The sequence below is a fragment of the Sporosarcina limicola genome (genome assembly GCF_014873855.1).
Taxonomy (GTDB): Bacteria; Bacillota; Bacilli; order Bacillales_A; family Planococcaceae; genus Sporosarcina; species Sporosarcina limicola.
On record NZ_JADBEL010000019.1, the window covers coordinates 29,573 to 53,088 of the forward strand.

20 protein-coding genes are annotated in these 23,516 nt (G+C 36.1%); 4 read left to right on the plus strand and 16 right to left on the minus strand.

Features of this window, described 5'->3' with window-relative positions:
* Nucleotides 1-39: 39 nt before the first annotated feature.
* The 14 genes from H4683_RS14945 to H4683_RS15010 all read right to left on the minus strand — a co-directional run bounded on the left by H4683_RS14945 (nt 40) and on the right by H4683_RS15010 (nt 16,204).
* Entirely contained in the window at nt 40-816 is a 777-nt protein-coding gene (locus tag H4683_RS14945; protein ID WP_192599634.1) for a DNA and RNA helicase, read from the minus strand.
* Nucleotides 817-860: 44 nt separating this feature from the next.
* A complete protein-coding gene (locus H4683_RS14950; protein WP_192599635.1) occupies nt 861-3,506 on the minus strand; it encodes an Hsp70 family protein in 2,646 nt (881 codons plus the stop codon).
* Nucleotides 3,507-3,536: 30 nt separating this feature from the next.
* Entirely contained in the window at nt 3,537-4,226 is a 690-nt protein-coding gene (locus H4683_RS14955; RefSeq protein ID WP_192599636.1) for an iron-dependent peroxidase, read from the minus strand.
* A complete protein-coding gene (locus H4683_RS14960; protein ID WP_192599637.1) occupies nt 4,223-5,497 on the minus strand; it encodes a normocyte-binding protein in 1,275 nt (424 codons plus the stop codon). Before H4683_RS14960 ends, H4683_RS14955 begins: the two co-directional genes overlap by 4 nt.
* 17 nt (nt 5,498-5,514) lie before the next feature.
* On the minus strand, nt 5,515-7,167 hold the full coding sequence (locus H4683_RS14965; RefSeq protein ID WP_192599638.1) for a PP2C family protein-serine/threonine phosphatase: 1,653 nt from the start codon (nt 7,165-7,167) through the stop codon (nt 5,515-5,517).
* 48 nt (nt 7,168-7,215) lie between these two features.
* On the minus strand, nt 7,216-8,061 hold the full coding sequence (locus H4683_RS14970) for a PP2C family protein-serine/threonine phosphatase (RefSeq protein WP_192599639.1): 846 nt from the start codon (nt 8,059-8,061) through the stop codon (nt 7,216-7,218).
* A gap of 7 nt (nt 8,062-8,068) precedes the next feature.
* The gene (locus H4683_RS14975) at nt 8,069-8,596 is read right to left on the minus strand and encodes an FHA domain-containing protein (protein WP_192599681.1); all 528 of its coding nucleotides are present in this window, start codon (nt 8,594-8,596) and stop codon (nt 8,069-8,071) included.
* A gap of 41 nt (nt 8,597-8,637) precedes the next feature.
* Complete coding sequence (locus tag H4683_RS14980) at nt 8,638-9,228, minus strand: FHA domain-containing protein (protein WP_225942118.1); 591 nt, start codon at nt 9,226-9,228, stop codon at nt 8,638-8,640.
* A 120-nt stretch (nt 9,229-9,348) separates the two neighbouring features.
* Nucleotides 9,349-9,780, minus strand: coding sequence for a DnaJ domain-containing protein (locus H4683_RS14985; RefSeq protein WP_192599640.1), 432 nt, complete (start codon nt 9,778-9,780; stop codon nt 9,349-9,351).
* A 96-nt stretch (nt 9,781-9,876) separates the two neighbouring features.
* A complete protein-coding gene (locus tag H4683_RS14990; RefSeq protein ID WP_192599641.1) occupies nt 9,877-10,302 on the minus strand; it encodes a membrane-associated protease 1 in 426 nt (141 codons plus the stop codon).
* A gap of 169 nt (nt 10,303-10,471) precedes the next feature.
* On the minus strand, nt 10,472-12,640 hold the full coding sequence (locus H4683_RS14995) for a transcriptional regulator (protein WP_192599683.1): 2,169 nt from the start codon (nt 12,638-12,640) through the stop codon (nt 10,472-10,474).
* A gap of 386 nt (nt 12,641-13,026) precedes the next feature.
* Complete coding sequence (locus tag H4683_RS15000) at nt 13,027-13,956, minus strand: serine/threonine protein kinase (protein ID WP_192599642.1); 930 nt, start codon at nt 13,954-13,956, stop codon at nt 13,027-13,029.
* 402 nt (nt 13,957-14,358) lie between these two features.
* Complete coding sequence (locus H4683_RS15005) at nt 14,359-15,462, minus strand: sensor histidine kinase (protein ID WP_192599643.1); 1,104 nt, start codon at nt 15,460-15,462, stop codon at nt 14,359-14,361.
* A 46-nt stretch (nt 15,463-15,508) separates the two neighbouring features.
* Nucleotides 15,509-16,204 (minus strand): response regulator transcription factor, encoded by a 696-nt coding sequence (locus H4683_RS15010; protein WP_192599644.1) that lies wholly within the window; start codon nt 16,202-16,204, stop codon nt 15,509-15,511.
* 204 nt (nt 16,205-16,408) lie between these two features.
* On the opposite strand from H4683_RS15010, the gene H4683_RS15015 reads away from it, so the two are divergent.
* The 4 genes from H4683_RS15015 (at nt 16,409) to H4683_RS15030 (ending at nt 21,043) form a co-directional block, all read left to right on the plus strand.
* On the plus strand, nt 16,409-17,356 hold the full coding sequence (locus tag H4683_RS15015) for a D-alanyl-D-alanine carboxypeptidase family protein (RefSeq protein ID WP_192599645.1): 948 nt from the start codon (nt 16,409-16,411) through the stop codon (nt 17,354-17,356).
* A 155-nt stretch (nt 17,357-17,511) separates the two neighbouring features.
* The gene (locus tag H4683_RS15020) at nt 17,512-18,588 is read left to right on the plus strand and encodes a D-alanine--D-alanine ligase family protein (RefSeq protein ID WP_192599646.1); all 1,077 of its coding nucleotides are present in this window, start codon (nt 17,512-17,514) and stop codon (nt 18,586-18,588) included.
* A complete protein-coding gene (locus tag H4683_RS15025) occupies nt 18,585-19,961 on the plus strand; it encodes a UDP-N-acetylmuramoyl-tripeptide--D-alanyl-D-alanine ligase (RefSeq protein WP_192599647.1) in 1,377 nt (458 codons plus the stop codon). Before H4683_RS15020 ends, H4683_RS15025 begins: the two co-directional genes overlap by 4 nt.
* The gene (locus H4683_RS15030) at nt 19,958-21,043 is read left to right on the plus strand and encodes an alanine/ornithine racemase family PLP-dependent enzyme (RefSeq protein ID WP_192599648.1); all 1,086 of its coding nucleotides are present in this window, start codon (nt 19,958-19,960) and stop codon (nt 21,041-21,043) included. The genes H4683_RS15025 and H4683_RS15030 overlap by 4 nt, the downstream gene beginning before the upstream one ends.
* Nucleotides 21,044-21,382: 339 nt before the next feature.
* On the opposite strand, the gene H4683_RS15035 is transcribed toward H4683_RS15030, so the two are convergent.
* Together H4683_RS15035 and H4683_RS15040 are read right to left on the minus strand one after the other, a co-directional pair.
* Nucleotides 21,383-22,087, minus strand: a complete 705-nt coding sequence (locus H4683_RS15035) for a LutC/YkgG family protein (protein WP_192599649.1) — start codon at nt 22,085-22,087, stop codon at nt 21,383-21,385.
* The gene (locus H4683_RS15040; RefSeq protein ID WP_192599650.1) at nt 22,087-23,508 is read right to left on the minus strand and encodes a LutB/LldF family L-lactate oxidation iron-sulfur protein; all 1,422 of its coding nucleotides are present in this window, start codon (nt 23,506-23,508) and stop codon (nt 22,087-22,089) included. The genes H4683_RS15035 and H4683_RS15040 overlap by 1 nt, the downstream gene beginning before the upstream one ends.
* Nucleotides 23,509-23,516 lie beyond the last annotated feature (8 nt).

The window sequence follows — 23,516 nt, forward strand, 5'->3', positions numbered from 1 at the left end:
TCCTTTCTTTAGATTATTCAAGTAGATTTTGTAGGTTTTTTAATCAACAATCACTCGCTGAGGTCTACCAATATTAAGCTCCGATCTAGGCCTATTCCCTCCTTTTGCTTCTCGTAAAATACGGCTTAAATACGTATGTATTTTTTCATTTGTATATTCTTGATACCCGATGCCAAGCTTACTGCATAAGTAATAGTAAATTACTTCTCGCTGAATGCGTTCCTGATTTAAGCATTGCAAAGCAAATGAAATATCATATGGGTTAGAAGGTTCGCACCTGAGTAATTCCTTGGCAAAGTATTGCAAAATCAACGGATGGAAAGTACTTGTTTGAAAACCGGCATATTGACAATGGATGTAGTTCACTGTATTGTATTCCGTTGCAAAATCAAGAAAATCTTCATACGTAGAGCGTAATCTTGCCCCTAATTTCAGTTTAAAGCGCCCTAACTCAAGCTCATTTTCTGCGACTTGTACTAAATCATCAAGAATGATTTCTGTCGTAAAGGAAGTAAAGTCATGCTGATCACGCTCCTCTTGAAATCTTATTTTAAGAAGCGTTTCTCTACCTATAGCCTGATATGGGAGTAGGTAGTCCGCATCAAGCATATACACACGACCATCGTGCTTGACCATTCCTTTGGTAATAACAAGGGTGGTTTCCTCAACTAGAATATGACCTCCTACAATGATGCCATCTGAATAATCTTGGAAATAACTATCCGTAACATTGCGTGGATAATCTCTAAGATTCTCGAGCATTTCTCTTTTTAATATTCTCCCTTTTTGAAAATGCGGATATATATTATAAAACAACTTCAGTCCACCCCCCAACACTTTTCCCCTATGACTTCCGTTCCCTACTTCAACCCATCAAAGAAATCCAATTCTGATAAATCTGTTTCAAAAGCAAAAAACTCCTTAGCCCCTAAATACAGCTGTTCATCTCTTCTAGCAACCGGCACGACATGGAAGCCCCAATGATCTTCTCCAGCAAAAACAAAAAACTTAACTTCACCGTTGACGATAGAATCCGTTTCATTTTGAGGGATTTTCTCTTGATACTGCTTCGCAATATTCTCATACAATACTGGCACATAGTTTTCTGCACGGCTCAAATAGATATACTTGTAAGTCGTATTACTTTCACTACCCTGTAGGAAAAATTCAACTTCTGTTACACCCCAAGGTCTTGAAATCGACCCATGAATTTGATCTAGCCTTTCCAGACTACTGATTAAAACCTTCTCCTGCTGATTATGAGTGAAAGCACTCACCGCGTAAGGAACTACCGGAGCATGATTAGTTATGTTTGTTTCGATCATGCCAGCCTTTTTAGCATTCAAGTATCGAATCGCTCCTCTGAGACAAGCAAGCTTCAAGTCTGGAACTTGCCCTATATCTTCAGCTTTCTGTCTAAATTCGATGCTTCGTCCTGGTACAAATTCCTTTAATGCTTCTCTGAAAACATCAATCTTGCACGATTGACCCGTCAGCTTAATAATCGAGTACTCTGTCATCTGTCCTTTCTGATAAAACTCCTCTAGAAACTCTCGGACAATATCATAGATATCAGCCTTGATTAAATGATTAATTTCTTTAATATTAAAGACGACGTTTGGATAATCGTACACGTCTTTAAATTGATGTTCCTCCCACAACGATAGGCACCAACGTTCAACCGCTGTCACATTTAAATCGCTATCCTGCTGAGTTCCACTTTCGGAATAGAATCGATTTCTCAGCATTCCGGTTTTGCTAAAAAATTCCTTTTTCATTTCTTCTGCCATTTCCCACAAAAAATAGTAGTTATTTCTTACGCGTAAATACTCATCACGTGTTCGATTTTCATATTCTCTAAAACGTGTAGGAATAATTTTCTCTGCTTCCAAAAAGGCTGTTTCGAACTGTTCATAAACTGCATCACGTCCGAACTCATCGACATGTCTAAAAATATCTTTACCAGGAATATCAATCAACGAATCAATATCGAAAGTACTTTTCCCGCGACTGTAATAATCAGCAAAGACGATCTTCATGAATTGAAAAATTCGATACGTAATATTATTCCCACCAAAATTTGTATCTCCATTTTCATAGGTTGTGTGAATATCAATCTTATAGGAAATGTTTCCATCCTCTATTCTGAATTTACATGATGATAGATCCGTCGTTCCCCCGCCACAATCAATGACAAGTGCCTTGTACTCCTCACCATCCATAAAACTATTGTTCTCTATTTGATTGGCAATGGTATTATAGAGTACAGCCATTCCTTCATCGAGTGCATACTCGGACTCAATCTCATATTCAGGTAAAATAGCGTGAAACATGTCTATGAACTGTGTTTTAAGCTTTACAGGACTGGAAATATGCAGGTGTTTGAAACGGCATTTAAACTGGTGTTCTGCCATACGTATGATATAAAGGATAAATTCCCTTAAAATTTGGGTTCTTGGCACTCCTGCTGTATTTCCTTGTCCATCCATTATTTCTTCGTTCTTAGTATAATTATTCACCCATCTTTTTATCCCTTGAAAATTAGTAGCAAGGCTCGTGTACCCAGTCTTTTTCATAACCTGCAGAGCATCATAGCCAAAAAGATAGCCAATCTTATCGGGATTGAAGCAATCTGCCACACTAATTATAGTAGGGACCACCTCTATCCATTCATCTTGATGGGCTCGATTAGGAAAAGTAACAAAGTTAATGCTGTTTAACCGAATCCTTTGATTTAATAAATCGTGACTGCAAGGAGATGATACGTATTCACTATCTAAATAAGCACCAGCCGTTGTATTAGTCGTCCCAAAGTCAATTGCAAGAATTGCATTCGTTGTTTCAAGCTGTTTTATTTCCAAGTCTGGAATCGGGATTTTATAGTAATGAAGATTAATAGGAGGGAGCTGTTTTTCTTGATAGTATGTCTTATAAATATACTCCGAATCCTGTTTTTTTAAGAATATAAAACTATAGTTTTTATTTTTCGTATCCCTTATCCCAATTTCTTTTTCAGCCGAAAAGTAATAACGATTCTGCTGCTGAAAATCTCTTACTAAATTGAAAATCCCACATAACTCCAGATAATCATTGACCAATAATACATTTGACTCTACGAGACGTCCACCAGTCTCAACAAGATATTTGTCCAACTCATCAATATTCATACCTGAGTAAATGCTCATCTTGGCGGGAATTTTTATTTCACCGCTGTCTGAAAGCAATGTGTTCAAGTAGTTTTGAATTGCTTCTTCTACTCGCTCGAAGCCGCCTTCTTTCTTTTCCTTGATAAGTAAACTATCCTCAGTCCCACGATACTTTAAAATTGTTTGAATTAAACTTTCCCGATCAAGAGGGTTAATAAGCCCTGTGACAAGTCTCTCCTTATGGCAAATGTTTCTAAGCTCGAAGGTTGTCATCTCCACTAATTCTTCACGCGTATAGTTTACGAGTCTTTTTTCTATTGTTTTTTTGTTAGAATGTAGTTTGTATGAATAAACATTCATCCACTTTCCCCCCTGCCTGTCCATATATGCTCAATAAAGTGCAATCCGGTCCAGTTTCATTGTCTCCTCCACATCGATGATGCCAAAATGTTGTTTCCAGTAAATCTCTGTTTGAAATCGAATAGGAAGGAAAATTTCTAGAATCAGGTCCACTTTTGACTGAGTAATCTCAGATTCCTCTTGTCCAATATAAATAAGCAACTCATCCTTCACATCACATTTGAGATAAATAATACAGTCCTTAAACAGTTTTCTCATCGTATCTTTCAACAAGTAAATTTCTTCACCTGTTTGATATAATCTTAAAATATTAGTAGCAATCCTCTCTTTCTCCTCTTTTGTAAACCATTTCATTTTATCCTTTACGCTGTAACCAAACGTTTCAGCCTCAATATCTTTCAATATGAATTTCAGGTAATACTCTCGTTTATTCATCCCTTGTACGAGGTCAATATCCGCTAGAAAGTGAAGTACAAGATCAAAAAAAATGTTCTTAAACTCCACTTCTCCCTCGTCTTCTGGAGGAAATAGATCTTTAAAAATTTCGTAGTATCGGTAATATGGATTAACCTCGACTTTTTTTTCTACAGACTTTACATTAATCACTTCATTGCTTAATTCCATGTAAGGAGAGTAAGAAGTTGCTAAAATAAATTGAATATCTTTTTTATACAATCCGACGTTTTCGGCTTTTATTAACAAGTCCCAAATATAATTCATACCCAAGTTCCTTCACATTGGTACTCTAAAAAATACCGTTGAATTTCCGAAACAAGAAAACTCAAAATATCATTCGATATAAAACTTTGTTCTCCTCGATTTCTAAATAGCAATAGCATGACTTTCTTATTGCTTTCATCACTGATATAATCACTAATGAAAGGATTTATGGGATAGCTAATCCTTTTTCCTTGTAACTTATCTTTTATTTGTACGTCCACTAATTCAACAGATTTAGAGATTTCAAAGGAATTAACCATTCGAATGATTTCTCCCTTCGTTTTCACAATTAGGGCCTGCTTATTCACATATTTGTTTATAAAACGATTGATTCTCCGATTCGACAAAAGCTCGTATTCTAAGCTGCCTACCTTTTCTTTTTCAAACTTTGTAATTTTAAGTAAATTCCATACCCCTGACTTTTCCTGAGGGGAGACAATCGTCACCTCATTTTCCGACCGCTTAATGTAGCGAATACTCTTCTCATCTACGTCAATAAGATATCCATGTTTAATTCCTGTCTTTCGAGTCGAAAGAACATGCTCATAATTCACTTTATCTATTGCCGGAATCGGAAATCCTATATTTTTCATTTGAAGTTTTTCAATATTCCATAATGGAATTAGATCCAGCTTTTTTTTATCTTCAAATTCCTCTAAGTCAAAAGTAAGTTCAATAATTTCTTCTTCTTCTTTAAATTGCGGACAATGCGTCAGCATCACATCACAAAATTTATAAGCAAAGGGATTGTTAATTGTTTTCCAAGGCAGACCATTGATTTGAAATATATGGTATAATTTTTCAATTTCCTGTATATACGTTTTGTTTTGCTGTAGACTCACCTTAATATCATAGTGTCCATTAGTCGTGCGCAGATGCCCAGCGAAATACCTTTGCTTATTAAGTAAAGCTCTAATTTCGGAAGAATCAGACTCCAAAAATAGTGTAAAAAGGTTAACCGCTTCCTTTTTCTTTAGTGACTCGAGCATTTCCTCACTATTATATGTCTTTTTTTCCAGATCAGATGGAATCATCGGATATAAACATTCATGAATCGGATCAATGTCCTCCTTTGTACACAAAGTGACATAGATATCATGCTTATCCTCCCAATCTTCTATTTCATTAAATACTCGTTCTTCTAATTTCCTATTCATTTCTTCCTGGTATTCCACCAGATTTACAAGAACTCCACTAACAATCTCTTTTAGCAATTGGCGTTGTTCAAGATTCTCTATCCTACGCAATCTATCTAACACAATATCTTTCATCGTTGTGATACCTCCCCCTACGTTCCATCATCTGAAAGCTGATTTTCTTCCACCGGTTCAGTAGCCGGCGCGAAAGTCGGTGTAGTATCCGGTGCAATAACTGGTGCAATAGGCGGTGCGACAGGTTCTATACGAGGTGGTGGGTTTAACTTGTCCTTTGCATTCATTATCTTACGTTCAATACTTAAAACCTTTGCAAGTAAATCTGTCTCCTGAAAGATTTCCTGTGCAAGTGTATAGGAATCAATTGCCTTAGCGAAATCCTGTCTATCATAACTTCGATCCCCATTTTTCTCTAAAATTTCCGCTTTCAATTCCTGCTGCTCTTTCTTTAATTCGGCTATTTTTTCTTCGGCTTCTTCCATTTTAAGTTTTATATTACTTTCCCCGCTATAAGATATATCAAGAGCCTTCTTTCGAGCTTTTTTATAGATACTAAGCGCTCCATTATAATCCTCTGCTTCAAAACGAAAGTCCCCTTCTTTGACAGATTCTCCGATTTGAACAACCGCATCCATATTCGTAATCCTTTGTTCGATTACCTCTGTACCAAAATCTCGAATTAGTTTTCCTTCCCCTTTAGCTTTCTCATATTTACTCACAGACTCAGAAAAGTTTTCTTCTTTAGCTTCTTTATCCCCGTCGATAATCAACTGGCTTATTCTCAATTTTTTCGCTAGCAAATTTCTATGTATTGGATTTTTCGCCTTTTTGGCTGCATTTCTGCCTTCACTATATTCCTTTAAGGCACCTTCATAGTTTCCATCTTGAAAATAGAGATTTCCTGTTTTCTCATGGTCAAACATTTCAGCAGTAACTTCAGCTATCTTTTTAGCTTCTTTAACTTTGTAATAAATAGTACTTCCACCTATCAATAAGACTAAGAACAAGGAAACTGCAATTATTTTGATATACTTCAATTTTTTCTTCTTATTTTCTTGATAGATCTTATCAGCAAAAATAGAAACCATCGTGTAGTTATTTATAATTCTTTTTTGCCTACTTAAGAGAACCTCTTCTAATATATCCGTATATTGCTCTGATTCTTTTATCCCCTCTAAAGCATCCGCCATTTCAATTTCACTTACTTCTTCCCATATTCCAGAGGTACAAAGTAATAGCACGTCACCATCCATAAGCTTTAACTTCTTTGAGACAAAGGGTTGAAAATCGTTTGGTTTCCCAAGATAATTAAAGAGGTTATTTCTCTCCTCATGGCGATTTATATCCACGGAAAAACCAAATTTATCTGCTAATCCCTGTGCCAGACTTTGGTCATTGCTTTTATAAAATAGCCTTCCATTTCTAAATTGATAAAATCTAGAGTTGCCCGCAACAGCACAAATCATTCTAGAATAATCTGATACAACCATTACGATACTTGCTTTTAACCTTACCCTTAAACTTTGTACTTGTAATATCTCTTGGGCATTTTTTATATATTTCTTAATTCTCAATCTTGACATGGACGGCTTTTCTATAAATTTTTCTAATATACCCTTTACAGCTAACTCAGCACTTTTGACTTCTTGATCTGAGTCTAATCCTTTAACGACAACCCAGCAGGCTACATCATCAAGCTCCATATAAGCAAAGTAATCTTTATTCTGAATAAAAGAACCTGCTTCGGATGAAAAGCTTGTTTTGAACTCACTATTATCCTTCCTCATTACTATCCTCCTTGCTCCTTAACACAACATTTAATCTACACCTTAGGCCTACACACTATTTCTCTTAAGAATCACAATGGTTGCATTGTCTTGATTCTTCAGACGTTTTCTTTCAACAACATCAATAATTTGTTGAGCTATATCGTAAGGAGGTAAATTACGAGAGAGAATTTTTTCCATTTCTACTTCAGTTATACTGTTATAGACACCATCACTATACAAACAAACCTTATCCCCTTTGTTCAACTTGATTGGTTCTCTTCCAATCTCCATATTTTTAAATCCCTCATACCCTACATAATTTATCAATCTTTTTTTCATCGGGTTTTCTTGGACTTCTACTTTACTGATTTCTCCCGCTAAATAGCGTTCCTTAAGTACGGATTCAAAAATATGCTTTTGATTGACAGCAATAAACTCTCCTTTCCTAAAGATAGTAATTATGCTATCCCCCACAGCTCCCCAATGAAGATACCCTCGTTCATCAATGATAATGGCAACTAATGTTGTTCCACCGCTGGAACCTTTGAGATTTTGAATAATAGTATTATTACTTAGTAATGCGGTTTTTCTAAAAAAAGATTCTATATTATCTAATTTATCTACTTGTAAAAACGCACGTATAAATGTAGTGACAACAACCGTGCTTGCCATTCTTCCATTTGTTAATCCACTAATACCATCAGCTAAAACCGCAATCGTTCCATTTGTACTAGAAGCTGTAGAGAAGTAATCGTCCTGCTCTTTTCGTCTTCCTATGGTCTGTCCATTTCCTATCTCAATAGTTACCTTTCCCTCACTATTAGTCAGGATTCTCCTAACATAGACTAACATTAAAAGTGCAAGTATAAATCCGAGTACAATTATGTATGGTACCAATCCTTGTTCATTCATCTCCTCATCATTCCTCGCTCTGGTTGTTTTCCCATTCAAAGTGAACACCACATAAAGGAATAAAGAGAAACTTGCTTCTACCCAACTGAATAATATCGTATGCTGCTAATTCAGTCGGAGTATAGACTGCCTCATTATTAAGATAGGCTAACCCTGACGCATCTCCAGGTAATAGGAAAAAATTCCTTTTTTTATGATCATAGACAATGACAGCGTGGTTTCGTTTGGAAATGGTATTGTCACCGATAATTCGAATATGCATTTCCTCTGCTCTTCCAATAAAATTTTTCTCAGATAAGATTCTGTAGTCGCGACCCATTTGTGAACCCTCTATACAAACTAACCAACCCGTGACAGGGTCAATCCCTTCAACTTCTCCAAAGTATGGCATCGTTTTATCATCTTCTTCGACTCCCATGATTGGTTGACTGCTTGACTTTGAAACTTGTTCAACAATAACATTACAATAAGGACAAACATTCCCATGCCTTCTCGAACTAAACATGTGGCCGTTTGCACATCTAGTCAAACTCATTTTCTTCATTCCTCCGTTTATGTTTCGAATCAAGGGTATTTTTATTTTACTAATATTCGTGTATTCGCTATGTATAGGATATCTCCTGTATTTATTCTATAAGGGCTTTCATGTCTTAATTTACTTTTAACACGTCTTTCCGATTTTTTCACACCTGTTCCATTAATAGAGTCAATATCTTCAATGTACCATACACCTGATACACAATTTAATACAGCATGTTCATTATTAATTAGTGACTCATACTCAGTATCAGACAAATCTATATCAACCTCTCTATCACTTGAGCCTTTTCCCACAAGTAGAGAGGTTTCTCCTTGTACTAACCATTCCTTTATTTTTTCTCCGTCTTCTTTTATAAGGATTAACTTCATAATTTCCGAGCCAATATCCTCCTTAACCGAACCTTTAAACTCATATTTTATTAATGCATAATTTATCGCTACTACACCTAAAAGTAATCCAACTAAGACTCTCAATAGAATAATTTCATTAATGAAAAATACGTACATCAGTGCTAATAATCCAATCATAATGATTAGCGTATCAATAACTTCTATACTAATTTGATTATTGTTATTTCCCTTCATCTCATGTGAATTATTATCAAAAAACTTGTTTGTTTCAGACATGATCTCATCTCCTTACGTCTGATAATATCCAAAACAAGTACTCAAAAAAAGATAGTAATTATAACTAATAAGATACTAAAAAAACTACGGCTCAAGGTAGTAGATTCGTAATTTTTCTCCTTACCTTTTAAAGAATTTTTCAAATAGGTCTGTTGTATCAATAGGATTCTTCTTTTCGGAATTCTTTTTAGTAGTCGACATTTCTTTTGTCTTAGGATTGAAACCAAAAAAGTGTTCAAAGTTTTCTTCTAAATCACTCATATTAAACTCTTGTTTTTTTACTTTAGTCTGTTCCTTCTGTTGAGTAAAACTACCACCTGAGTCGGCTTGACTATACCTTGCCTCTTTCATTTGAGAATCATAGGTCTGCCTTGAAGAAGTGTCTTTCAACATGTTATAGGCTTCTTGTACTTCTATAAAAATTGTTTCTGATGCCTTACTTCCGTCATTTACATCTGGATGATGCTTTTTTGATAAATTCCTGAATGCATTTTTTATTTCTTGTTGAGAGGCATTCCTATCTACTCCCAATATTTTATAGTAATTTTTCATTGTTTTTTCATCCCTATTATTTAGCTTTACTCAATATCATATAAGGGACTTTAAAGTCCCTTATATGGTTTAAACTACAAAAAACACATCATGTTATTAGACTGAGTAGCCGCCCTCAATTTTTGCTAAATCTGTTTTGTCTTTTTTCTGTTTAAGAAAAAGATGAAATTCTCCAATTCCTTCAGTGTCACCAAACTTTTCGGTATAATCGACAACGAATGCATTTGGAAAATGAATTTTCCTTACAACTTGTTCAGCAGAGATGACCTCTAACGTTACTTTTCGGTAGCAGTCAGACTTTTCGGCCGGTACTAACGACCACAATCCCAACTTCATCGTGTCATCAGAATTATCTCCATCTGTTGCGGTAAGTATTTTCCCTCTTATTTTCAGGGTAGCTCCTACATCTGTTGATCTAGCATTGGAATCATTTGGTGTATCGGTTTCATACTCCACAGCAATAATACTTTCCAATCCTAGTTCGATTGTTTCTGATCCTTCTACTTTCAATTCAAATCCCATACAAATAGCCTCCTAGAAAATTCATATTGTGTTCCAGAAAACTTTTACGTTTTCCAGATTTATATTAAAAGATTCGTTGTTAAAACGAATCTTTAACATACCCTTGTAAAATACTTTTTATTAATATGGCTCACTCATGCCATTTCGTAATGGTTAGTTATAAGCATTTTTATGCTTTTATTGCACTCGTTCCCTTGGTTATCATAACCTCAAGATTTTTTACATTTCCATTGAAAACAAGGTCTATTTGACATAAGCTACTCTTCTCATCGACGATGTAGCCAATGTCGTCACCATCTTGAATAATAGAATTGATAAAACCTTTTTCGTTAAGCCACTTACTTTTTTGACTACTTGGGTTGTTACTGAAGAACTTAACAATATTGTCATATTTAAAATCACCAGATTGAAATCTCAGGATCCTTTCTATATACGTACTTACCTGCGTTTTGTAGATAGAATCAAACCCATCTTCCTCCATCGCTAAGCTTCTCGCTTTATAGACTGTGATTCGCTTAATGTCTGTATCCTGTAATTGAGCATTTTCTGAGGAAAAGACAAAACCGAAATTTCTTCTATTTATTGCATCTTTAATATTATTTGTAAAACCAGATATTTCTTTAGCCATTGTTGTTACAGCTCTAAGCGAGTTATCCCCAGCCTCTATGTCAAAACGCACCCCAGGATAATCCCTTTTAACACTCCGAAATGATTCCTTCAAGTACTCTGGGCATTGATAAGCGGCAACAATACCCGCCGCTACGTAACTAGCACCTACATATACCCCTTCAATCCATAGCTTTAAGATATCCTCTTTTTCCTTGGAAAGTCGTGCTCCATTTTCTGTACTCAGCATTCTCGTGTCAATGACAACACCTGACTTATCTTTTGGAATAATCGTGAAATTCGGGATACAAGGAATTGCAAACTCGCTAAATTCTTTTCTTAGTAGGACCGAACATTTATCAATGAAACGGTCTATCCCTGCTGTAGCGATACCGTTAAATGTTGTTTCTTCTTCAGTCATAAAGCTAAAAAACAATTGTATTTTATAGTCTTTCACGGTATCAAGTAACATTGACAGAGACTCCATAGTGTTTCCATCCTGCTTAGAAATCTTTTCATTCCCTTTAAAACGTTCTCTGCTCACTTTTAATTTACCAACAGACTCCAATTCTAAAGAAGGAACAATACCAAACCAAACAGTGTCTGTAAAATCATTTTTCGAGTTTACAGTATTTAGATACGTGCTTAACTTCGGTATGTTATTACTTTTGACCAACATATCTAGCTTCGTATTCGTGACAAGAAGAGACGGTTGCATTCCTTTGTTTTTTGTAGCATATTGGTCAAAAAACATTTTTACACCTAACAGCTTTTCAACTAGCGGTTTTACTGTTTTTACAAATTCATCTTTTGCATCCTTATAGAATTCTAAGTATGTATTGTAATTCTGTACTTCTGTTTTAATATCAATATCAGTTTTCACTGTTGGTAAAGGCGAAAAGGTTCTGATCACAAGGTTCTTCACATAAGCAGAAGGGGATTCCGTAATAGATTCGTAATCTTCTTCAAAAACAGTGCTTAGTTCATGGTTATTATTCTCATCTATAACCATAAGTTCGGTATTGCTATTTTGAGGCGCCTCGACAATTTTCAATTCACCAACTTCTCCAATGGTAAGCATACCAATTTGAATTTTTTCTGATTCATTTGATTCCTGGTTACTTCCTAGGAGAAGCCTTGTCTTAATATCTTCAATGGCCAATGGCAGCATTGCCATTACATTGTTGTAGTTTCTGCTTGCCACTTCGAACATCGTATTAAGCTTATCCCCCGTATCAAGCTTTTTTGGGTCCCCTTCATCTAACTGATCATACTCGCCATATAAATAGTGGATTTCTTTTCTAACCTGGCGAATATCATCCATAACTTTCTTTGGAGATATCATATCCAAAAGATTTTCAAACTTAAAGTCCACATTTGTTGTGCCTTGACTTCTCTTCGTATCAATTAAAGTAAACAGCATTTTTAAAAAATCATTATTTTGATCGACAGGAATTTCAGAAATACAGTCCTCTTGGATTCCTTCTGGTTTTTTCAATGTATACATCACTTTTTGATTTGCAGCATTGTAAAAGGAATATACTGTCGGAGAAAATTTGTCTAAAAATTCATCAAAACTTTTTACGAGAAGATGTTCATTAATCTCCTTAATCTTCTCATCACTAAGACTGTCAATCCCTTTAACATCACCAACAAGCGTAAGGATATCTAGTTTTTCTGGATTGATTTCTTCAAAGAGCATCGTTCTGTTTGTTTGACTAATAATATCCACAAGTTCGGCAGTCAAATACTATAAACCTTTAGACTTATAGTATCCTACAGCCACCCCTCCCTTTTATAACTATTTTGAATAAATATGGAAATAAATGAAAAGCTAATATTCATGTAATAAACCCTACAACTCATACATTAATTTACTTATAATTTCCTGTCAATCTATTTCCGGGAAAAATCACCATTTTAGGATTTTAGTCGGGTTATCACAATTAGATAAACAGTCTTTATTAGATAAACAGTCTTTTAGGATTATAAATTTAAAAATAATACTAAACATAATTACTTTTCTGAACCTTTAAAACTAGTGTTCGTCAATTTGTACAGTATATTTTTTCAGTGGTAGTTATTTCTATTCTTTTAATTTTGAAAGACAAAGTATTGCTATTTACTATTCCGATTTAATCTTTTCATCCATTTTTCCATTTTTATTATAACGGATTCTAGTAAAATAGAGATTGTGAAAAAGTGTAGTGAAAAGCATCTCTTACTAGGTTGTATCGCAAGGCCCCACATAATGATGCCGGACATTATAGGACTTACTTTCGGGTTATGTTTTCTTACACTTTCCATCCTGTCCTCTATTATTCGTTTCGATATATCTAATGGAGCGACACCACTAAGTGAATAGTAAAAAGTAGCCGCCAAGCTATAGATATCAGAGGATACCCCTTGTTTTGAACTCGCAGAATAAAGCTCCAATGGTGAATAGCCAGAAGTAGTAAATATCGTATGGCCCTCAACTTTTTTATAATAAACGGCTGAACCAAAATCAAGAATCCGAGGGTTCCCTTCGTTATCTATCATGATATTACTGGGTTTTATATCCCGATGAATAATACCCTTTTTGTGAATATAACCGACGGCTTCTATTAAAGGAATCAAGGTTTTATAAAAAAAATCGGAACTATAATCCCATTGGTTTTCTTTAATATATTGATCAAGAAGCTTACCTTCACAGTACGCCATTATAATATAAGCCGAGCCATTTTCTTCGAAGTGATCGTGGTATTGTACAATATTTCCATGAGTTAGTTCTTTTAGGACGAGGGCTTCATCTAGAAAAATCTGCATCCAATCTGCATACTTCTTTTTGGTTGAGGGCAATCGGCTAATAATAGTTTGATGATCCAAATCGCGCAAAGCGAGTTTTCTTGGAAAATATTCTTTAATGACCTGAGTTTCCTTCGTCTTTATGTTTTCTCCTATGTAAACAATCGACAATTCACTTCTCGAAATGACTTTATTTACTTTATATATATTTTTCAGTAAAGTATTTTCTTTTAGACTAATCCCATCTTGAATGGTAACCATTGGATTTCCTCCTTCACATCTTTTTATAGCCATAATACACTATTTTTGTAATTTAAATAGCTACTTTACTCAAAATCGAGTTTCTTCTAATCCATGAATCAAAGTTCCTCATAACGTAAACCGACTGCTACTACCGCTCGGGACTTGTCTCCTTTAGACTCTATCCATGCTAGACGCACAAAAAAAAAGCCGATTAATCCTACAAAGGATCCATCGGCTTTTAAAAGTAACTTGTGTCACGTCTGTTGATTAACCATTTACTTGCATAAAACACTTGGGAGAAGGACTTGGGGAAACCTACATTTTCACTGGACTATTTCCGGTTCGCTTTCGGCAACATATTCGCTAATTCCTCAGCAATGCCAGCCTCCGCCCTCGACACAAGGTTTGATTTTTAGGGAGCTATACATTAAGCCATTTTAAGTAAACGGCAAAAACTGTTTTTTCCTCTTCACTTATGACTTTTATTTCCCCATCGTGCATGTCGACTATACTTTTGGCAATAGCAAGCCCCAATCCAGAACTATCAGAATGTAAGCCCCGTGATTTATCGACCTGATAAAACCTTTCGAAAATATGAGGTAGATCCATCGCTCGGATTGGCTCCCCGTAACTTGTCACTTCTACTACAATATCATCATCTTTCACATAAGCAGAAATATCGATTTGTTTTTTCTTTGTTCCATACTTTAAAGCATTCGACAACAAGTTCTCAAAAACCCGTATTAAAAGATTTCCATCTGCTTCTATAATAAGTGCTTCAGAACTATACGTCTCTTTACAAACAAACTGCATTTGCTCAAACTGTATTCGATAATGCTCGGCAAGTTGACCTAGCATTTCCTTTATATTAAGTGGTACCTTCTCTACTGTAAGCTGATGATTTTGTACGCGCGTATATTCAAATAAATCCTGAATCAACCTATGCAGTTTCGTAGATTTCTCATAAGCAATATCGATATAATACCTAAGTTCTACTTCATCTTTATAGTTGTCTTCTATAATAAGCGCCAAATAACCAAGTATAGATGTTAAAGGCGTGCGAAGGTCGTGAGAGACATTGGTAATAAGATCATTTTTTGTTTTCTGAGCACTGCGTTCTTCCTCTATTACTGTATCCATCTTATTGATAATCATATTGATGCTTTCTGTTAATCGCACTAAATTTTTATCTCGATAGACAGGTATAACTCTTTTTTCTGGGTTGATTACATACTTTTTCGTATCTGCAATAAGTTGATTGAGATCTTTTAAAAACACTCTTCTTTTCTCATGTTTATAAAATAGAAAGAAATAAAACATTGCCAACAATATAAAGCATAACTGTTTAAGGAAGAATGGCCAAGGGGAATCAAGGACATTAAAAACTCTTCTTTTACCAATCAAATTAATGAACTCCATTACCATTCCACTGCCGACAGTTGATTGGATAACATAACCTATAACTGCATTAATTAGTATACTCAAAGAAGCTGCTGACAGGATTGTAGCTAGTATGACCCCCATGAAAAGCCTCCACCTTGAGACAGACCTGACCTCAATTACCCACGCTTTAATAGTCAATTTTATAACCAACTCCCCAAACAGTCACAATCATTTTTTCTCCATTTAATGCTTTATCAAGTTTTGCCCTTAAATTGCTTATATGAACCATAACCGTTTTGCTTTGATAGATTTCCTGCTCATTCCATACCAGCTGGAAGATATCTTCAGAACTAAAAACCCGTCCAGGTTTGCTACAAAGTAAGCATAGAATATCAAATTCAATCGCTGTCAGGCTTAATGGAATTCCGGCAATACTGACTGTATGTTTTTGTTTATTTATTTCTAAAGGCCCTACATGTAATCCTTCTTGAGATATACCCGAAGTACTTTGTGAAAAACCTGATCGCCGAAGTAATGCCTTCACTCGTGCAATTAGCTCCAAAGGATTAAATGGTTTAACAAGGTAATCATCAGCACCCATCGCGAGACCATAAATCTTGTCCATATCCTCTGCTTTAGCACTTAACATTAAGATTGGAACAGTTTGATTACCCTGACGAATTTCACGGCAAACCACAATTCCATCCTTTTTCGGCATCATGACATCTAGAATAATCAAATCAGCCGGAATATTTGACAGTATTTTCAAACCTTCTTCCCCATCATGAGCTAAATGAACCTCGTAATGTTCCATTTCCAAATAAATTCGTAGCAAATTCGTAATATCTTTATCATCATCTAGTACTAAAATAACTGCCCCCATAAGCTATCACCGCCTCTTCATTCTGAAATCTCATTTCATTATAAACATAGTTCCACGCAAATAACTATAGACAACACATTCAATCCATTCTCCTATGCAAATCTTTAGAAATTCTTTAGCTTTTCTTTCTTCTTTATTAATTTCTGCTCGTTACAATGTGGTTATGTTGATAAATACTACAAGAAAAAAGGGGGAGGAAAGAAAATGAATGGTCGAAAGTTAAGAGCAAAAGCACGATTATTAATTATTCTTATCGTGTTGCTAGGAGGCTGTTTGGGGGTTTACATATTTAGTCCAAATGTTCAGGACCTTACTAAACCAGCATTTAAGCTCGCTAAACAATCACTAAAGGTCGCTTTACCTTTACAAAATAGCTCTATAATCAAGGGGAACTCAGCAATCTTAATTGATGCATCCACAGGAAATGTAGTAGTAGAGCAGGATGCAGATATTGCGTTTCCTATTGCAAGTATGTCAAAAATAATGACAGAGTATCTCGTACAGGAGCAGATTGAAGACGGGACTATCCATTGGGATGATCAAGTACAGATGACTGAAAGCGCAAATAACATCGATTCTAGAGCATCTAAAATCTATGTCAAACCTAGAGATTTTCTAACAATTCGGGACCTGTATAGCGCGATGGTCATATCTTCTGCAAACAATGCTACAAAAGTTTTAGCAGAGCATATAGCTGGCACAGAAGAAGAATTTGCACGGTTAATGAATGACAAGGCACGAGAAATGGGCTTGTCCGATAAAACTCACTTTGTAAATTCTACCGGATTGCCTAATGCAGATCACACTGAAAACCAAATGACAGCTAAAGATGTCGCACAACTAGCTTATCAATTATTACTGGATTTTCCCGAAGTAGTAGAAACAACCAAACTCACTAAATACAGACTGGCATTCGATGGTACAGTTTTAAGGAATTCAAATTCTATGCTATTTCCCGAAAATCAAGATCTCTATTTTGAACAGGTGGATGGATTAAAAACAGGATTTACGGAGGCTGCTGGCTATTGCTTTACAGGAACAGCAAAACTAGGAGATAAACGGCTCATTTCGGTCGTAATGGGAGCTAAAAGTGATGAAGCCCGTTTTCTTGAGACACATAAGCTATTTTCATTCGGATTCAAGAATTTTTAACCTACATTTCGGATGAAGGAGAATCTGGAGGCTCCCTTTCTATACCGAGTGTCAACGGAAAACGATGGATTTCAATAATCGTAGCGATCTAAATTTTCCCTTAATTAATGAGGAATGAACATCATTAAAAATACAGTAGTAGCCGGAGGTAGGAAATGAAGAAAAAAGTATTTGTGTTATACGGAGGGAAGTCCGCAGAACATCAGGTTTCTTTAGATTCTGCATTAAATGTGATAAATGAATTAAACAAAGATATGTATGATGTTCTCGCCATCTATATTTCTCAAGAAGGAAAATGGAGCCTGCCACATAAAGTTGGCCGAAAAAATTTACAAAGTCATCAACTTATTATGGATACACACGACGATTTACGAATGTCGATTCGCAAATTTTTAAAGGGCGATTTCGATGAAAATAGCATCATATTCCCGATTTTGCACGGAACATTTGGAGAAGATGGAAAATTGCAAGGGTTGTTGGAAATGTTAGATATCCCCTACGTCGGAAATGGTGTTTTGGCTTCATCAGTTGGAATGGACAAAGTGATGTCTAAGAAGGCTTTTGAAGCTCATAGCATTCCACAAGCGCCTTATGTGTACTACAATCGCAATTCTTTTAAAGAAAATGCAAGTACTTACGTAAATGTAATTAACACAGTAATCGGATTTCCGTGTTATGTTAAACCTGCAAATATGGGATCGAGTGTTGGGATTAGTTATTGTCATGACGATTCAGAAATAATGAAAGCCATTTCTACCGCGTTTATATATGATGACAAAATTCTAATTGAAAAAGAAATCATTGGTAAAGAAGTCATTATTGGGATTACAGGAAACCATTCACTTCGTTGTTCACTTGCGGGTGAATGGCAAAGAGAGCAGCAATTCTTCAAATATGACGATAAATATCTGGACGACCACTTAACACCGCAAATACCAGCGATTATTCCAGATGATACCTATCTAAAATTATGCAGTTATGCGAAAGAAGCATTTAAAGCGTTAGATGGCGCAGGACTTATGAGGATTGACTTCTTTGTGACAAAAGATCAAACCATTTATTTAAATGAAGTCAATACATTACCAGGATTCACAAAACACAGCATGTTCCCGATTCTTTTTGAGAGAACGGAAAATCTGTCGTATTCAGGATTATTAGATCGGCTAATTACGTTAGGGTTTAATCAACATCAAAAGAAAAATGACCTGCAATTTAGGAGGGTAGAAGCATGATTAAAAGAGCATTAACTAATGTAACGGACATGCTACATGACAGTTACTTAAAAGGTCATAATGTTGTTATTCATGGCGTATCGATTGATTCTAGAGCTATTTCAAAAGGAAATCTGTTTATCCCACTAATTGGTCCGAATAGCAATGGACATCATTATAGTAAAAGTGCTATTGACAACGGAGCCGTAGCATCACTTTGGAACAAAAACGAGCCTAATCCTCCTACAGACATTCCTTTAATCTTTGTAGAAGATACATTAGCTGCATTGCAACAATTAGCGGGTTCATATAGACAACAATTGCAACAAACTACCTTTATTGGCATTACAGGAAGTAACGGAAAAACCTCTACGAAGGATATTCTTCATAGCATTTTAAGTACAAGTTTTAGAACGCAGAAAACACAGGGCAATTTCAACAATGAAATTGGCGTTCCACTAACTCTTTTACAGCTGTATGAAGATGTAGAAATAGTTGTAGTAGAAATGGGCATGGATCATAAGGGGGACATCGCATTTCTAAGTAAAATGGTCCAACCAGATATTGCTATTATATCCAATATAGGAAATGCACATCTTATTTCATTAGGTTCTCTGGAAAATATTGCAGAAGAAAAAGTGAATATCGTTAGAGGACTTAAGAAGGATGGATTATTATTATTCAATGGTGACCTACCTTTAGTCACCACAAAAGTAAAAAAGCATAAATATAAACACTATTCGTTTGGAATACACGAGAGCAATGATCTTTTTCTTACATCATGTCGACAAACTTCAACCTCGGTTTTGTTTACAATTTCAGATAATCACTTCGAATTTAATTTACCACTCATTGGACAGCATCAAGCGATTAATTGCTTACCTGCCATAATGATTGCAAAAATTTTAAAGATGTCAAATGAACTGATTCAAGTTGGTTTGAGTGAGGTCGAGTTGACCGAACAGCGAAATGAAGTGAAAAAAATTGGCAACATTACAATTATCAATGATACCTACAAGTCAAACCCTGAAAGTGTGCAAGCGGCTCTTGATACACTCGGCTCCTTAACAAGCAGTCATAGAAAATTATTTATTATGGGTGATATGCTGGATATGGGAGATCAGGATATCAAACTTCATAAACAAGTTGGTGAGTATTTGTCACATAAAAAAATTGATACAGTATATGGTTATGGAGAACTCACAAGGTACACAATTGCTTCCGCAAAACAGAATTTCCCCCAAGGAAAAGCAATTCTTTTCACAGAGGAAGCCCGTTTAATTGATGCAATACTCGACTATACGAAAGAACCCTGTATTCTACTGTTTAAAGCATCTAGAACACTTCAATTCGAAAGACTAGTAAAAGTCATAGAAAGGAGAATAACGCGATGAAACCACAATTACAAATGGATATAAATAAAATCAAACACAATGTAAGAGAGTTAGTGAAAAAAGCGAATGACAAAAATATCACAATAACAGGTATCACCAAAGGGGTTTGTGGAAATATCGATTTCGCAACGGCACTTGTTGAAGCAGGCGTCGATTATTTAGCAGACTCACGAATGGAAAACTTGAAAAAAATCAGCTTTCTTGATATAAAAAAAATGCTGCTTCGTTCTCCTAAGATGAGTGAAGTGAACGAAGTTGTTCAATACGCTGACTATAGCCTAAACTCGGAAATCGTAGTGATTGAAGCGTTATCAGAAGCTGCTCTGTCGCAAGATAAAATCCATAATGTAATTCTAATGATCGATGTTGGAGATCTTCGAGAAGGTATTTGGTTTGAAGATGAGCAAATTATCTATCGTACAATCAGTGCTATTTTACAATTAAAAGGTGTTCATTTAGTTGGAATTGGAACTAATCTAACGTGCTTTGGTGGGATTATCCCAACGCAAGAAAACTACGGATTTATTACTCGTCTTGCAGCAACTATACGCCAAACATTTGGTATCGAGTTACCACTGGTTTCAGGTGGAAATTCAAGTAGCCTTCATATGCTCTATGGAGGAGTCATTCCTATAGGTGTTACTAATTTAAGAGTGAATCAGTCAATTTTTTTAGGAACGGAAATTGCTCACGGTCACTATTTGGAGAATTGGGAGTCTGATGTTATACGCTTACAAGCAGAGATCATTGAATTACAGACTAAGCCCTCATTACCTCAAGGTAAAAAAGCTTACATGAATGCTTTCGGAAAACCACTTTCACCAATTGATAAAGGAATTAGAAAGAGAGCCATTCTAGCAATTGGCAGACAAGATATTGATATTAACGGATTAAAAGCGATTGATGAAGGAATTACTGTAGAGGGAGCAAGTAGTGATCATTTGATTGTTGACGTGACAGATAGTAATCAAAGTTATGAAGTCGGTAATAGGGTTAGTTTCCGATTAGTTACCTATGCAAGCGTGCTTTCTGGAATGGCCTCTTCCTATATTGATCATGTGAGTATTCATAAAACAGTATAATGCAATAGATCTAGCGCGTGTCCTAGCAGACTTTTTGGTCATTTGTATTCATTCAGATCCACTGACTCATTACTCTGATACGATTTGCTATTTAAATTATTTAACCCTGGAAAAGGCCTACTCATTACATTTGCTTTATATTTGGTTGGAACGTTAGTCCAATCTTAATTTTTACATATCTATATAAGTTGAACGTATGAATAACTATAGTATAATATACAAAACAGCTCCCTATCAATTGATAGGGAGCTGTTTTTCTTTGTAGCTTCCGGCAAAATTAAAACTTTGTCGGAAGCACTTGGTAATTCCAAACGTATTTCAGGGCTGCCCAACTCCCTTTCAGTCAACAACAATGTAGGTAACTTTAATCGGTCCATGGACGCCTACAATTAGATTCATTTCAATATCTGCACTATTACTTGGGCCAGATATAAAACTTACACATGAGGATACAGCATGTCCCTGTTGAGTTGCTTCATGAATATGTTTAGCTACCTGAGTCATACGTGGTACAAGCGTACTTTTCGGGATGATTGCAATCCATGTTCTAGGTAGCAAACTGATTGAGCGTCCATTATCTTTGTTGTTGAATAGCGTAATCGTTGCTGATTCTGCAAGTGTCATGTCACTAAAGTTTATGCCAATATCGGCACGTTCAGCAAAAACTTGATTTTCTTTTCCTTTAGTCGCATCCCATTCATGGACTTCTCGACCAACTTGCTGCAACTTTTCATAAAAACCATCTAAGCCATAATCCTTATTACGTGGATCTTTGGCAACGATGATAGACTTCCCTTCATATCCAATGATTACTTCTTTCAAAACGTTTGCCAGACCCGCTTTATCTGTCCGTCTAAAATCAGTATGGATGATTGCACATTGCTTTTCGAGCACATCCACCAAATCATCCTGATCAAACCCTTGATACACTTCCAATTGGGGACTTACGCTCCATATCGGACGCTCAACGCCTTCTGTCCGACGCTCTCGACCTAGAGTCGCTGCTAATTTATCCAAAAATGCTTCTTGCTTTTGAATAACCATTACGCATCTCCTCCTTTATCCCTATCCTTAAACCAATCACGGAAACCTTGTCGACTAGGGGCCGGAAAATCACGTATATCCGTCCAGCCTTTCATAGGTCCAGGTCCGTTCTTAATCGTTTCATCCTTCGTCCATGGCTTTAATGCAGGGCGGGCCATCTTCGCACTGATTTTATAAGCCGCAGGTGTAGAGGCCCATTTCGCAAATCCCTTCATCGCAAGTTTTTCTATTTTAGAGGTCTTGTTTTCCTCTACAATAATCTGCCGATGACGTATCAATAATTCATGTAATGGTATTTTCACCGGACACGCTTCTGTACAAGCAGCACATAATGTTGATGCATACGGAAGCTCTTTATGATCTTCATATCCATCAAGCAACGGAGTAATAACTGCGCCAATTGGACCCGGGTAAATAGATCCGTACGCATGTCCACCAACATGCCGATAAACCGGACAAACGTTAATGCATGCCGCACAGCGGATACAATGCAAAGCAGATTGGAATTCAGTTCCCAAAATTTTAGAACGTCCATTATCAACAACTACCAAATGATATTCCTCGGGACCGTCAACTTCGCCTTCTAATCGTGTACCCGTAATAGCGGTGATATAACTTGTCAGTTTTTGTCCGACTGCTGCACGTGTCAGGAGACTAACAAGAACCTCCATTTCTTCCCAAGTGGGTACAATCCGTTCCATACCCATCACAGTGATTTGTGTATCAGGCAAAGAAGTAACGAGTCGAGCATTCCCTTCATTCGTAACAAGGGTTACTGCACCAGACTCCGCTATCGCGAAATTACAACCCGTAATACCGATATCAGCGGATAAAAAATCCTTACGCAATTGCTCACGTGCAAATAAAGCAAGTTCTTCTGGTTTATCGGACTTATCATAGCCTTTTTTCTCAGCAAATGTTTCACGAATTTGTTCTTTATTTTTATGAAGTGCAGGTGTCACGATATGGGAAGGAACATCATCATCTAATTGTAAAATCCATTCCCCAAGATCCGTTTCAACAACTTCTACACCGGCTTCTTGTAGTGCTTTGTTTAAACCGATTTCTTCAGTGACCATCGATTTAGACTTCACTACTTTTTTTCCATTTTTCTTTTTGATGACGTCTTTAATATACTCATTCGCCTCTTCAGCTGTTTCAGCAAAAAAGACATGTCCGCCACGTTTGAATACTTGTTCGCTTAATTGTTGCAAATAGTAATCGATATTTTCTAGTGTGTGTGTCCGGATTTCTTCCCCTAATGTGCGCCAGTCTTCCCAATTACCAAGTTCAGCAGCAGCATTTAAACGGCCACTTTTAAAGCGACCTTGTGCAGAAGACACCGCCTGGCGCATGAAATCATTTTCAACGCCTCTTTGAACACGGTTTTCAAATGAACCACTACTAATTTTTAAACTCATTTGCTATT

Bases quoted from the DNA above. Each gene is read 5' to 3' on its own strand.
- H4683_RS14950 (WP_192599635.1), bottom strand. From the start codon at position 3,506: ATGAATGTTTATTCATACAAACTACATTCTAACAAAAAAACAATAGAA.
- H4683_RS15040 (WP_192599650.1), bottom strand. From the start codon at position 23,508: ATGAGTTTAAAAATTAGTAGTGGTTCATTTGAAAACCGTGTTCAAAGA.
- H4683_RS15015 (WP_192599645.1), top strand. From the start codon at position 16,409: ATGAATGGTCGAAAGTTAAGAGCAAAAGCACGATTATTAATTATTCTT.
- H4683_RS15000 (WP_192599642.1), bottom strand. From the start codon at position 13,956: ATGGTTACCATTCAAGATGGGATTAGTCTAAAAGAAAATACTTTACTG.
- H4683_RS14955 (WP_192599636.1), bottom strand. From the start codon at position 4,226: ATGAATTATATTTGGGACTTGTTAATAAAAGCCGAAAACGTCGGATTG.
- H4683_RS15025 (WP_192599647.1), top strand. From the start codon at position 18,585: ATGATTAAAAGAGCATTAACTAATGTAACGGACATGCTACATGACAGT.
- H4683_RS14975 (WP_192599681.1), bottom strand. From the start codon at position 8,596: ATGAGTTTGACTAGATGTGCAAACGGCCACATGTTTAGTTCGAGAAGG.
- H4683_RS15010 (WP_192599644.1), bottom strand. From the start codon at position 16,204: ATGGGGGCAGTTATTTTAGTACTAGATGATGATAAAGATATTACGAAT.
- H4683_RS15035 (WP_192599649.1), bottom strand. From the start codon at position 22,087: ATGGTTATTCAAAAGCAAGAAGCATTTTTGGATAAATTAGCAGCGACT.
- H4683_RS14990 (WP_192599641.1), bottom strand. From the start codon at position 10,302: ATGGGATTTGAATTGAAAGTAGAAGGATCAGAAACAATCGAACTAGGA.
- H4683_RS14960 (WP_192599637.1), bottom strand. From the start codon at position 5,497: ATGAAAGATATTGTGTTAGATAGATTGCGTAGGATAGAGAATCTTGAA.
- H4683_RS14985 (WP_192599640.1), bottom strand. From the start codon at position 9,780: ATGAAAAATTACTATAAAATATTGGGAGTAGATAGGAATGCCTCTCAA.
- H4683_RS15030 (WP_192599648.1), top strand. From the start codon at position 19,958: ATGAAACCACAATTACAAATGGATATAAATAAAATCAAACACAATGTA.
- H4683_RS15020 (WP_192599646.1), top strand. From the start codon at position 17,512: ATGAAGAAAAAAGTATTTGTGTTATACGGAGGGAAGTCCGCAGAACAT.
- H4683_RS14970 (WP_192599639.1), bottom strand. From the start codon at position 8,061: ATGAATGAACAAGGATTGGTACCATACATAATTGTACTCGGATTTATA.
- H4683_RS14980 (WP_225942118.1), bottom strand. From the start codon at position 9,228: ATGTCTGAAACAAACAAGTTTTTTGATAATAATTCACATGAGATGAAG.
- H4683_RS15005 (WP_192599643.1), bottom strand. From the start codon at position 15,462: ATGGGGGTCATACTAGCTACAATCCTGTCAGCAGCTTCTTTGAGTATA.
- H4683_RS14965 (WP_192599638.1), bottom strand. From the start codon at position 7,167: ATGAGGAAGGATAATAGTGAGTTCAAAACAAGCTTTTCATCCGAAGCA.